Genomic DNA, 11690 nt, shown 5'->3' with positions numbered 1-11690 from the left:
CGCACCACCCCCGCCAAGCCCCCCTTCCCCGGCCTGCAGACCGGGCGGCGGCGGATCACCGTCGGCGGTCAACTCCGCCTCGCCCGCTCGGAAGCACTGCCGATCCGCACGGCGTTCGACGCCGACCCGATCCGCGGGCTGCTCGGCGCCCCGGTGGGCCTGGGCCGCGACGAGCGCGCCTGCGTGCAGATCCTCGCCCGCCCGGTCACCGGCCGCCGCGTGGCCCGAGCCCGCCGAGTGCATCAGGGTTCCTCGGGTCGCCTCGGTGGCCGGATTCTCGACACGATCAGCCCGGGCGCGAACGCCACCCGCGGCGCCCGGAGCACCGACTCGCGGCGGATCAGCACCGATCCGCAGCTGTCGCTGGAATACTCCGCCCAGAACAAGGCCATCGTGGGCAAACAGCGCGGCTCGCAGTACGAGACCGTGATTCGCTACGCCGTTGCCACCGACCTGCCCGGCGACACCTCTGACGAGCTGGCCCGCCAGGCCCGCGACACCGCCCGGGGCCGGGCGCACGCCCTGGCCGCCGCGTTCGCTGCCTACACCGATCACAACCACTACACCCGCACCCGCCTGCGCCACCCCGCCCATGCGATGGCCGAGCGGCGCCTCGATCGCGGGGACCTGCTGTCGGTGCCGGAATTGGCGGTGATCGCGCACCTGCCCACCGACGCCGAGATCCCCGGAGTCGAACGCGCGGGCGCCAAAGCGGTCGCCCCGCCGCCCGGGGTGGCAACGCCGGGACCGGAGGTCAAACCGCTCGGGCAGTCCGATTCCGGGCACGCCCGGCCCGTCGGCCTGCGCGTCGCCGACGCCCGCCACCACCTCCACGTGCTCGGCGCCACCGGCAGCGGAAAGTCGACGCTGCTGGGCAGCATGATCCTCGACGACGCCGACAACCACCGCGGGATCGTCGTGATCGACCCCAAAGGCGACCTGGTCACCGACGTCCTCAACCGGCTGCCGCGCTCGGCCGCGCAGCGGGTGGTGCTCTTCGACGCCGACTCCCGACACCGCCCACCCATCCTCAACCCCCTGGAGGGCGGCGAAACCGACCGTGAGGTCGACAACCTGGTGTCGGTGTTCCGGCGGGTGTATTCCGCGTTCTGGGGCCCGCGCACCGACGACCTCATGCGCGCCGCGTGCCTGACACTGCGTGCTCAGGAAGGCGTGCCCACGTTGGCTGACTTGCCGAAACTTCTGGCCAGTGAGGCGTTTCGGTCCCGGATCACCGCCGGGCTCACCGACCCGGCCCTGACGGGGTTCTGGCAGTGGTATGACGATCTCACCGACAGTTCCCGTTCCCAGGTGATCTCGCCGTTGATGAACAAGCTGAGGGCGTTTCTGTTGCGGCCTTTCGTGAAAGAAGCTATCGCCGGTGGGCGCTCCACTGTGGACATGGCGCAGGTTCTCGACGAGGGCGGCATCTGCCTGGTGCGCATCCCGAAAGGCTCGCTCGGGGAGGAAACCACCCGGCTGGTCGGGTCGCTGGTGGTAGCGCGCACCTGGCAGGCCACGACCGCGCGTGCCCGCGTTCCGCAGCGTCTGCGTCCCGACGCCAGCCTCGTGGTCGACGAATGCCACAACTTTCTGAATTTGCCGTACCCGCTGGAGGACATGCTCGCCGAAGCCCGTGGCTTCCGGGTCTCGATGACGCTGGCGCACCAGCACCTCGGGCAGCTGACCCGGGAACTGAAGGAAGGCATCTCCACCAACGCCCGCTCGAAGATCTTCTTCTCCGCCAGCCCCGAGGACGCCCGCGAACTCGCCCGCCACACCGCGCCCCGGCTGTCCGATCACGACCTGTCCCACCTCGGCGTCTACCACACCGCCACCCGCCTCGTCGTGCACGGCGAGGAAACCGAGCCCTTCACCATGACCACCACACCCCTGCCCGACCCCATACCCGGGCGGGCACGGGAAATCCGGTCTGTCCTGCGGGCACAGCGCCGCGCACACGCCACCCCGAACGCTGACACGACACCCCACGTCAGCGCGCCCACCACCTCGACACGGTCCGCGCCAACCGGACGGCGGGTTCCGCCGACCCGGCCACCCAAGACCGATCCACGCCGCACTCGCCCCTAACCACCGAGCCACACAACGAACTTGCCGCAGCCGCCGGTCCCGTCCGGGGCCGAGTTCGGACTGCCCACAGCACTTATCCACACCTAATGACCACTTGTCCACACCCTGTGGGCACCACTGGCGAGGAGAACGCCCGTGATCACCACCACGACCCGCCAGCACATACTGCGCGGTCACCTGCCCGGCCGTCGCACCGGCCGGGCCGCCAGTTCGGTCGAGCACCAGGCCATGCTCGCCTCCCGCCTCACCGCCCGCGACAAGTGGCTTCTTGCTTTGCTGCACGAGCACCGCGTCCTGACCACCGCCCAGATCCAGGACGCCGCGTTCCCCTCGGGCCGCTCGGCGCGCCAGCGGCTGCGCGATCTCTACCTCTGGCGCGCGGTGTCTCGGTTCCAGCCGTTCCGGCAACTCGGATCCGCGCCGATGCACTACGTTCTCGGCCCCGCCGGGGCGGCAGTCCTCGCCGCCGAACACGGCCTGGAGGTCAAGGAACTCGGCTACCGGCACGACCGCGTCATGGGCATCGCCCACAACCAGCGCCTCGCACACACCGTTGGTGTCAACGACTTCTTCACCTCGCTGATCGCCCGCACCCGCCACACCCTGGCGGCGAGCCGGACCGAGGCGCCGGTGGCGTGGTGGTCGGAATCCCGCTGCGCCCGCCACTTCGGCGACCTCGTCATCCCCGACGGCTACGGCCGCTGGCGCACCGACGGCGGCACCGCGGAGGAGGTGGAGTGGTTCCTCGAGTTCGACACCGGCACCGAATCCCTGACCAAAGTCGGCCGCAAACTCACCGGATACGCGCGGCTGGCCGAGTCCACCGGCATCGCGACACCGGTGCTGGTGTGGCTGCCCACCACCCGCCGCGAAGCCGGGGCCCGCACCGCGCTGGCCCGCGTCCACGCCGACCTCGACAACCCCCGCGCGGTGCCGGTGGCCACCGCGGCAGCCAACCTGCTCGACCCCACCTCGCCACACCCGAGCCCGGCCGAGGCGGTGTGGCTGCCGCTGACCTCAGCCCGCGCCGACCGCGCCGGCCCGCGCTACCGCCTCGCCGACCTCGCCGACGCCTGGCCCAGCCTGCCACCGCCGGCCGACACCGCCACCACGGACGACCAGGGCGAGACCGGTGACAGTGCGGCGGCCTCGCCGTACCGGCTGCCACCACCGAACCCGACCCCGCCTCCGGCCACACCGAACCGCGTCCCCCGCAACAACAACTAGAGAACCCCCACGGCAGCACCCGCCCAGGCGCTCTAACGCACCACGGAAGGGAGAGCGACCCACCGATGGGAACCAAACTCGGAGCCGGCCTCGCCGCCCTCATCCTCACCATCCCCCTCCTCATCGGCGCCGGGATCGCCGGAATGGTCAGCGCGTTCACCGGCGGTTCGTCAGGTTCGCTGATCTGCACACCCGACGGTGCGCCCACCGGCACGGTGGCGGGCCTGACCGCCGAACAGATGCGCCACGCCGCCACCATCGTCGCGGTCGGCAAACAGATGGCCGTGCCCGAGCCTGGCTGGGTAGTCGCGATCGCCGCCGCGATGCAGGAATCCCGACTGCGCAACCTGCACCACGGCGACCGCGACAGCCTGGGACTTTTCCAGCAACGTCCCTCGATGGGCTGGGGCACCCCACAACAGGTCACCACACCCACCTACGCGGCAACCAAGTTCTTCGAACGCCTCACGGCCACACCGAACTGGCAGAAGATGAGCGTCAACGACGCCGCGGAAGCCGTCCAGGCCTCGGGATACCCGAACGCCTACGCACAGCACGAAAAAACGGCGCGCACCATCGTCGCCGCCGTATCCGGAGTGCACTGCACACCGGCAACAGCGATTCCCGGAACCGGTGACTGCAACAACATCCAAGCGCCCACCGCCGCCGCCATGACCGCGATCAACTACGCGTGCGGGCAAAGAGGGCTGCCGTATGTTTGGGGAGGTAACGGCCCCGACAACGGACACAGCGGCTTCGACTGCTCCGGCCTCACCAAAGCTGCCTACGACGCCGCCGGGATCGATCTGCCGCGCACCGCACACACACAATACCAAGCAGGGCCCCATGTCCCCGACGGACAACCACTACTACCCGGCGACCTCGTCTACTACGGCACCGCAACCAACATCCACCACGTCGGCCTGTACATCGGAGCAGGCAAGATGGTGCACGCTCCGACATTCGACCAACCTGTGCAGATCGGCAACTACCGCTATCCCGGAGACGATTACGCGGGCGCTACTCGACCCACACAATTAAACTAATTAAAATTGATCAACGTTCTCCGCTGAAACGGAGGCGTGCCGCCGTGGTGCGGCCGTATGTCTACACGAGACACGTGTCTTGTTTGACGAATCGCTTGACATGGAGGCGGTGACGAAGCGTCCATAGTCGTGTAGCCCGAACGACCGGATGCGCACCGGCGGGCCGCGCCCCGGCCGGGGCATGACCATCCCATTTCGCACCAACACACATGGAGTTCGTCATGTCCCGAAAGAACCGCACCGTCAACGCCGCCACCGTCACCGATGACAGCGACCGCCACCTGCACGCCGTGGTCGACGACCCCCGCCAGCAGAAGGAACTGTCCACGGAGGACAAAGTACGAGAGGCGCTGGTCGACAGTCCCGGTTCCACCACCGCCACGCTGGCGATGGCAGCCGGGGTGGGCCGTTCGACCGCAGCGAAAATCCTGGCCCGCTGGGACCGCGAAGGCACCGCGACCCGCACCGCAGGTGACGGCCCGCGCAACCCCGACACCTGGACGACCGCACCATCGAACCGCGATACCGCCGCACCCGATACCGACGACGCGCGGCCGAACACGACGGCCGCGACGCCCAGCACCGAACAGCCGACTGATCACTCCCGCGACACCGACAAGGACACCACGGCCGAACAGACGGGGTCGACCGAGGAGACAGCCATCGATATCGATGACTCCACCCCCGAGGACTGCACGGTGAAGGAAGGGTCAGGGACCACATCGGAGGCCGACGACGACAACGCCGCCACGAACACCACCAACCACTCGCCCACCCCATCCACCGACACCGATACCGACGCCGACGCCGACGCCGACGCCGACGCCGACGCCGAGAGCGAGGGCACCACACCACCGTCCAACACAGCACCGCAGGGTCCGGTGGACAGCGCGATCGCGGCCGAGCCGTCTCCGGCAGAAACTCCGGCGGTCGCCGAAAGCACCGACACCGCCCCTACGGACAAGGATCGGCTGCGTAAGGGCGGGCTGCGGGCGTTGGTGGAGGAGTACCTGACCACACACCCGGGCGAGAGTTTCGGGCCCGCGAAGATCGGCAAGGACCTGGTCCGTTCGGGCGGCGCGGTCAACAACGCCCTGGAGAAGCTCGTCGCCGACGGGTATGCGATCAAAACCTGCGAGGCGCCGAAACGTTTCGCCATCCACCCGGCCAAGACCGATATCCCGGAGACGGCGGACCACAGCGCGTAGCCACCCCTGGGCCACCGACACCAACTTGCTACCCGTGCGTAGGAGCGCCGCCAACACTCTGGGGCGGCGCCCCTGCGCGCTGGTTCGTCCGGCACACACATTTGCCGCAACCTTCGAAGGAAGGCCCTGTCATGCACATCCCGCCCTATTCGTTGCCGCTGCTGCGGGCAGTGCTGCGCGGAACCGTCGGCGACGACGAGCTCATCGTGTCGGCCGTGATCCCCGATGCCCACCTGCACCCCGGCGTACCCCGTCGCGTATCCGGTGCCGTGATCGGACTGGGGTCGTTGATCAGCGTGCGCGACCGGGACACCGGTGCGCTGATCGAGGACATCCGCACCGCGTGGATCACCCACGCCACGGTCCAGCGGCGGTGGCAACAATGACCCGCCGTACCTATCGGCGCGGCGAGGCCACCACCGAACCCGCCGTCATCCGGCACCGCGCCGGAACCCGGTACACCGTGCTCACGTCCCCCTGCTGCGGTGCCTGCACGTGGGTCGACGTCGCGCTGCTGGCTTACCACTGGCTGGTTCCCGAACGCCCGCTGGTCATGCGTTGCGGGCGGCGCTACGACCGCCGCAAACTACCCGGGCACAGGGGATGCGACTGGGCCTGGACGATCACCATCGTCCCGGACGACGACGGCACCACGCCCGCCACCATCATCTGGACCGCTTAACCCCGCACGCGCCCCGTGCCTCGGCCGCTGCCGACGGCCCCCGGGGGGCACGTCGGCGCGCCAGTCGCCGATCACGATGTCGCCGACCAACGGATTTTCCGGAGTCGCCTCGCTTCACGGGCAGCAGTTCCCGGCCGTCATCCGCGCACTCGCCCCCAACTCGGCTGTGGCGCACAGCATCTGCTCCCGCCCCCGGGGCTGTCGGCCACCCGGCAACTCGAACCTTTCCTTCTCCCCGTTCCACGAGGCCGGAGGCAACGGCCCGTCGTCGAGGCCGAGCAGGCGACGGACCCAGGCGTCATAGCGCGGGCTTCAGGCGCGGTGGTGCCGTACGCGTGCGCGGCTGTCTCGAGGTACTCGCGGGTGCCGATTTGCCCGTGGCGGACCGCCTGCTCCTCGTCGAGGCAGAACACCACGACCCGGGCGGCGTCGAGCAGCAGCTCCGCGGCTTGGGCGCGGTCACCTGGCGGCGCGAGGCCGAGGTGTAGCGGGTATTAATCGAGGACGGCCTGTTGGTCCTGCCGACAGCGTGAACACCTCGGCGTCGGCCAGCGAGTGTGCCGCGGAGTGCGGTGGTGACCTGCGGTTGGCCATAGCGAGTACGTTCCCGGCAGGACCACATGGGTCGGGCCCAGGGTTTCAGGACTCGATGATGGGTCGTGCCCGGTCGTTCGCCCCGTGCTAGCAGAGCCGGGACGAAGTGGTCGGTGAGGACGTGCACGTGCTGGTCCTCGACGTTGTGTTCCCGGCATTCGGCGGGTTCGCTCAGGCCATAGAGGTTCAGCTGGATTTCCCGGGACGCGGGTCGGGCGAAGGTCGCGCACCGCACGACCCGTCACCTCGGGTACGGGTGGGCCCACAGCAGGCTGGTGACCTCGGCGGGCTGGCAGACCGCCAGCTGCGGTAGCTCGAGCCAGGCGGTGTCGTCATAGCGCTCGCCGAACACCGTGGCCGAGACGGGCTCGCGCAGCGCCTGCTCCAGCACCGTGACCGCGACCTGCCCACCACGCCCGATTGGTGGCGATCCGCTCGTCGACCAGGCGGGGCGCGCTCACGCTGGGCTCCCCGGCCGAGTCCGATGCCCATCGTCTGACGTCGTCGCGGTCGTGTGGGAGTCACGGTTTCCCTCGGATTTCACGGGCACCGTGTGGAAGGTCCACTCGTCGCCGTCGATGCGGTAGTTCCCGTCCGTGTCGGGCTCGATGCGCCAGGGCAGGTACCCGTCCAGCGCCCGTAGGTGCTGGTGCACGTGGACGAGGGTGTCGCCGTCGAAGTAGACCTGCGGGTGGTCGTCAGGGAACTTGTCGTGGTTGATGGTGCAGTACACGACCACGGCCTCGGCGATCTCCGGCCGGAATACCGGCACCCATGACGCGGCGGGTCGAGTGTCGATGCGGGCGGGGAACCCGCTCGCGGGCAGGTTGTCGGGGTCGCAGGTGACCAGCGTTTCGCCCGAGCGCGGGGCGTGGCGTTCGGTGTCGCGCAGCACATCGAGCTGGCGGTAGAAGCGGGCGCGGGTGCGGGGCGGGGCGGACAGGAACCAGCGGCCCAGTTCCCCGAGCGGGTAGCGGCCGTCCTCGCCGAGGGCGATCTCGTGCTGGTGGGCGGCTTTCCCGGTGAAGACCACCAGCAGGTCGTCTTCAAACCGGGCCAACGGGTACCAGTCCGGGTCGAGTGGGTAAACCAGGTTCAGCCACTCGCACACGGCCTCGGCGACCTCGCGACGCAGCCGGGGTCGCACCCACAGCCCGTGGTGGCGGCACGGTTCGATCACGGCGGGGAAGCTGACCTGGTGCGGTTGGGCGTAGGCGGCGGGCACGAGTTCGATCCAGTTCTCGCCGGCGGCGAGGTCGATGCCCTCCGACGAGTCCGTGGCGGTGGTGGGCGTGCTCATCGTTGTTCTCCTTCGATGGTCGTGGTGTGGGTTGCCGGGGCGGGTCCAGCGGTAGGTGACCGGATCCCAGGTGGCGGTGGTCATCAGGCGGTTGAGGTCGGGCAGGCCGGGGCCGAGCATCCACCCGAACTCCGCGCACTCGACCTCCCCGGGCCACCATCCGGCCCAGACGTCCTGCGGGCAGCGGCACGACTCGGCGTGGCCGAGGCGCTGCAGCCCGGTGGCCAGACAGCGGGCCACGTCGCAGCCCTCACGGTGGGCATGGCCGGTCCCGACGGAACAGTCCGGGCAATACGGCTGCAGCGGCGTCACATCGGTGGCGACGGGGCGAGTGGTCATGCTGGCCTCCTGGTCGTGTCGTCATGGTCGTGGAGGAACTCGGTCCACTCCTGGACCTCGGAGCTGACATAGGTTGCGCGGCAGCCGCACGTCGGCTGCGAGGAGTTGGCGGTGACCGAGGACCAGCCCGGCTCCGGCGGTGATGGCCTCCGCGCTGCGCAGGTGCATACCCGCCCAGGTCGACGTCGGGCGTTGTCGAGCGGCTCATCGGATCTCATCGCCGAAGGTCGGCACGGTGACGGGTTTCGGGCGCATCAGCGGCATCGGCACCGAGGGCGGTGCGGCCGGATCACGAAGCCACGCGTAGATATCGTCCGGGCCGAGTGGGTCGTCGCCCTCGGGAAAACGCGGATCGTGCGGGTCGATGCGGTGCCAGCTGATCCCGCCACCCACGGTGACGAACACCGCCTGCGGTTCCGGATCGAACACCATGATCCAGCTGCTGTTGTGGCTGGTGTACCACGGCCACGGCCAGCCGAGTTCGCGCCGGTACGCGTGGCCGAGGCGTTCGTCTTCCCACACGTCGAGGGTGTCGGCGACTGCCGCGCGGAAGGCGTGTTCGTCGGTCGCGGTCAGCGCCAGCCGCGATGGTGGGACGGCGAGAAAGTTCTCTGGGTAGCATTCCCCGCGCAGGGAGCCGATCCAGTCGGCGTTCTCTCCACGTCCAAAGTAGAAGTCGGTGTAGCTCGACATGGGTTGTCACTCCTTACCTTGGTGGCGCGTACGGGTCCTGGGACAGCGGGGCCGGTAGGCAGGTGTAGGGGTCGGGCGGTGGGTACGGGTACGGGGACATCGGAAGGTCGTGGGGTGCGGTGTCCTCGTCGCGTTCGCTGGCGCGGCCAAGGATGTAGGCGAGCACGATGACGGGGGTCCACGGTCCGGGCAGCAGCACGGCCAGCACGGCCCATATGAGTCGTTTCTTCCTGTCGTGCATGGATTTTGATCCCCTTCCCCATTCGTCGATGAGATGACTGGTCGGGTCACGGTCGAAATGCCCCGGCCCGGAATTCCTACTCGGGCGCCAGTGGCGGTCACGGCTACTGGCGGTCAGGCGGAGCGCCATTTGGGCGAAAATTTGAATCCTCAGTGGAGGGTCGCCGTGCTTGGGTGGCGGCCATCTGTTGAAACGACCCGAATAGCGGTGGCCAGCCGGGGGTCGGGTTGAGTGTTTCGGGGGCGAGGCGGCCGATCGCGACGGCGAGGCGAACTCCGAGGTGATGGACGCCAGCTACCGCGAGCCATCCGGCGCAGGCTTGTTCCTGACCGTCCGCTGTCTTGTGGCAGGCGAACATCGGCGCGTCGAGACGCGCCTCGGCACCGGACGCGCCGGAGGTATGGGCCAGTGCGGCATACCGGTCGGCGGGGAACTGACCGGGCGGTGTGTCACGCCGCCACGGGCACTCGACACAGGGACGACGCCGATGCGGCAGGGCTCCCGTTGCACCGATGCCGCAGGTCCCGGTTCCCGGTGTTGCTGGCGGTACACGTGGGTGTGCCGTGTCCGCCTCGCGCGGGACGGTGTCGGCGCGATCGTCGGCGATCATGGTGCAGCACTCCCGGCTCGACATAGCTCAGGGAGCAGGGTGGCGCGGTAGTAGGTGGCACCGTCGCCCCAGCAGCGGCCATGGCCCACGCTCGCGACAGTGCGCCCGGTCAGGGAGTGCACCGCTGTGACGACGGCGCGAGAATGGGTCATCCCGGCCAGGGGGCTGATCGTGTACTCGGCCCAGCGGTCCGGTCCGGTCAGGACGTGGACCTGGAAACGGGTGTCGACGAGTTCGCTGATCGCGTACCAGGTGTCGGTGTCCACGTGGGGCACGAGATGCCGGGTGAGGCTGTCGGGATAGTCGGGCGGGACGGCGTGGGTGTTCATCACAACCCTCCGCTGCTCTCGTGGAGGTGGCTCTCGCGCGCACCACAGTTGGGTGCGTAGAAGCAATACTGGTGGTGGCCGGGATCGCCGTGGAAGGGGTCGGGAGCGGTGTCGTTGCTGTCGTGATCGGAGTCCGGGTCGAGGTGGGCGCCGAGGTCCGCGAGGCTGGTGACGCGCGCTATCGGGACTGCGGTGGCTCCGCAGAACGGGCACGGGCCCAGCAGCAGCCAGCCCCACAACGGGTCGAACCCGGTCAGGTCCTGGATGAAGTACCAGCAGCGGCCGTCCTCCCTGGTGACTTCGATGAGGTCACCCGGGGTGGTGCCTGTCGCGATGCCGTGGTGGCGGTCGGGGTCGTCGCGCACCAGCACCGCGTCGACACCGACGTCGAGGGCGGTGGCGATGTTGGCGGCGGTGATCGCACGACGGTCCCACCGCAGGCGGAAGGTGTGGCGGTCGGCGAATTCGTGTGGGGCGGTGTCGCGGTGGCGGCGGGCGACGGTGATCGCGCGGGCGGTCAACGAGGCGGGGGCGTCGGTCGGCGTGGTGGTCATGGTGAACGGTTCCTCCTGTGCTGCTCAGGTCCAGAACGGGGTGGGGTCGGTGACGACGGTGACGGTTCCCGGTCCCCGTCCGTGGGCGCGCAGGTCCGGGCCGTCGTACTCGCTGACGATGTGGGGCAGCAGGCGGAAGCGGTGGTCCCGGTCGTCGTGCGGGTTGGTCCAGTTGTGGTGGGTGGTCACGGTGGTGACGTGGTCGAGCGTGGCGCGGACGCGTGTGGCGCGGTCGTCGCCGTCCCCGGGGGTGTCGTCGAGGCCGTAGAGGTAGAGCTTGATCTCGGCGCGGGCGGGGTTCACGGCGGCGGCGTAGCGGATGCCTACCGTGGCTGAACTGGTCAGGGTTCCCATGATCCAGGCTGCGAGGTTCGCCAGGTCGAGTCCGGCGGTGTCGCGGTAGGAGGCGCCGTAGCGGCGACTGGCCGGGGTGAGCTCGACCGCGCTTGCTCCCGAATCGGTGAGGGTGAGGGTGAGGGTGTGCCATTGCCCGCCCCGGCGGCGGTCCGGGTGCGGGCGGTAGTAGAGAACCTGACCGTAGTCGAAGGTGTAGGCGGTGCCCGCCCAGTGGTCGGTGTTGTCGCCGTCGGCGGGTGGGCACGTGCCGGGGTCGGGTGGCGGGTCGGTGTGGTCGCAGTGGGTGTCGCCGAACCCGCCCGCGCGCCACGCGGCGGCGAACGCGACGAGCGCGGCGCGGTAGTCGCGTTCGGTGGTCGCGGTCAGCAACTGCCGTCCGATGGGCAGCGTGGCGACGGTGACGGGGTCCGGGGGTGGTG

General features: G+C 69.5%; 15 protein-coding genes. 7 read left to right on the top strand and 8 right to left on the bottom strand.

Going from position 1 to position 11690, the window contains the following annotated elements:
* The 7 genes from D0C15_RS33015 to D0C15_RS34455 all read left to right on the top strand — a co-directional run.
* Positions 1 to 2091: type IV secretory system conjugative DNA transfer family protein (locus D0C15_RS33015; protein ID WP_162830370.1), on the top strand; the 2091-nt coding region annotated here is incomplete at its 5' end.
* 135 nt (positions 2092 to 2226) lie between these two features.
* Positions 2227 to 3318: a replication-relaxation family protein gene (locus tag D0C15_RS33010; protein WP_116051975.1), complete on the top strand. Its 1092-nt coding sequence runs from the start codon at positions 2227 to 2229 to the stop codon at positions 3316 to 3318.
* A 65-nt stretch (positions 3319 to 3383) separates the two neighbouring features.
* The gene (locus D0C15_RS33005) at positions 3384 to 4364 is read left to right on the top strand and encodes a C40 family peptidase (protein ID WP_116051974.1); all 981 of its coding nucleotides are present in this window, start codon (positions 3384 to 3386) and stop codon (positions 4362 to 4364) included.
* A 221-nt stretch (positions 4365 to 4585) separates the two neighbouring features.
* Entirely contained in the window at positions 4586 to 5572 is a 987-nt protein-coding gene (locus D0C15_RS34460; RefSeq protein WP_162830369.1) for a hypothetical protein, read from the top strand.
* 131 nt (positions 5573 to 5703) lie between these two features.
* Positions 5704 to 5958: a hypothetical protein gene (locus D0C15_RS32990; protein ID WP_116051971.1), complete on the top strand. Its 255-nt coding sequence runs from the start codon at positions 5704 to 5706 to the stop codon at positions 5956 to 5958.
* Complete coding sequence (locus tag D0C15_RS32985) at positions 5955 to 6254, top strand: hypothetical protein (protein WP_116051970.1); 300 nt, start codon at positions 5955 to 5957, stop codon at positions 6252 to 6254. The genes D0C15_RS32990 and D0C15_RS32985 overlap by 4 nt, the downstream gene beginning before the upstream one ends.
* A gap of 335 nt (positions 6255 to 6589) precedes the next feature.
* A complete protein-coding gene (locus D0C15_RS34455; protein WP_158303255.1) occupies positions 6590 to 6742 on the top strand; it encodes a hypothetical protein in 153 nt (50 codons plus the stop codon).
* 347 nt (positions 6743 to 7089) lie between these two features.
* Here the strand turns inward: D0C15_RS34455 and D0C15_RS34450 are convergent, their stop codons facing one another.
* The 8 genes from D0C15_RS34450 to D0C15_RS32950 form a co-directional block, all read right to left on the bottom strand.
* Complete coding sequence (locus D0C15_RS34450; protein WP_158303254.1) at positions 7090 to 7239, bottom strand: hypothetical protein; 150 nt, start codon at positions 7237 to 7239, stop codon at positions 7090 to 7092.
* Between the two features lie 66 nt (positions 7240 to 7305).
* A complete protein-coding gene (locus tag D0C15_RS35365) occupies positions 7306 to 8487 on the bottom strand; it encodes a hypothetical protein (protein ID WP_228714292.1) in 1182 nt (393 codons plus the stop codon).
* A gap of 204 nt (positions 8488 to 8691) precedes the next feature.
* On the bottom strand, positions 8692 to 9180 hold the full coding sequence (locus D0C15_RS32975) for a hypothetical protein (protein ID WP_116051969.1): 489 nt from the start codon (positions 9178 to 9180) through the stop codon (positions 8692 to 8694).
* A 13-nt stretch (positions 9181 to 9193) separates the two neighbouring features.
* On the bottom strand, positions 9194 to 9421 hold the full coding sequence (locus D0C15_RS32970) for a hypothetical protein (RefSeq protein ID WP_116051968.1): 228 nt from the start codon (positions 9419 to 9421) through the stop codon (positions 9194 to 9196).
* Between the two features lie 103 nt (positions 9422 to 9524).
* Positions 9525 to 10031, bottom strand: a complete 507-nt coding sequence (locus D0C15_RS35855) for a DUF6283 family protein (protein ID WP_407675809.1) — start codon at positions 10029 to 10031, stop codon at positions 9525 to 9527.
* Positions 10028 to 10360 (bottom strand): hypothetical protein, encoded by a 333-nt coding sequence (locus tag D0C15_RS32960; RefSeq protein WP_116051967.1) that lies wholly within the window; start codon positions 10358 to 10360, stop codon positions 10028 to 10030. The genes D0C15_RS35855 and D0C15_RS32960 overlap by 4 nt, the downstream gene beginning before the upstream one ends.
* Positions 10360 to 10914 carry a hypothetical protein gene (locus D0C15_RS32955; protein WP_116051966.1) on the bottom strand — a complete coding sequence of 185 codons (555 nt, stop codon included), beginning with the start codon at positions 10912 to 10914 and terminating at the stop codon, positions 10360 to 10362. Before D0C15_RS32955 ends, D0C15_RS32960 begins: the two co-directional genes overlap by 1 nt.
* Positions 10915 to 10938: 24 nt before the next feature.
* Positions 10939 to 11690: hypothetical protein (locus D0C15_RS32950; protein ID WP_162830368.1), on the bottom strand; the 752-nt coding region annotated here is incomplete at its 5' end.

Source organism: Amycolatopsis palatopharyngis (assembly GCF_003385185.1).
Taxonomy (GTDB): Bacteria; Actinomycetota; Actinomycetes; order Mycobacteriales; family Pseudonocardiaceae; genus Amycolatopsis; species Amycolatopsis palatopharyngis.
Note: the sequence above shows the minus strand (reverse complement) of the source record. Positions and strands in the feature narration are given on the sequence as shown.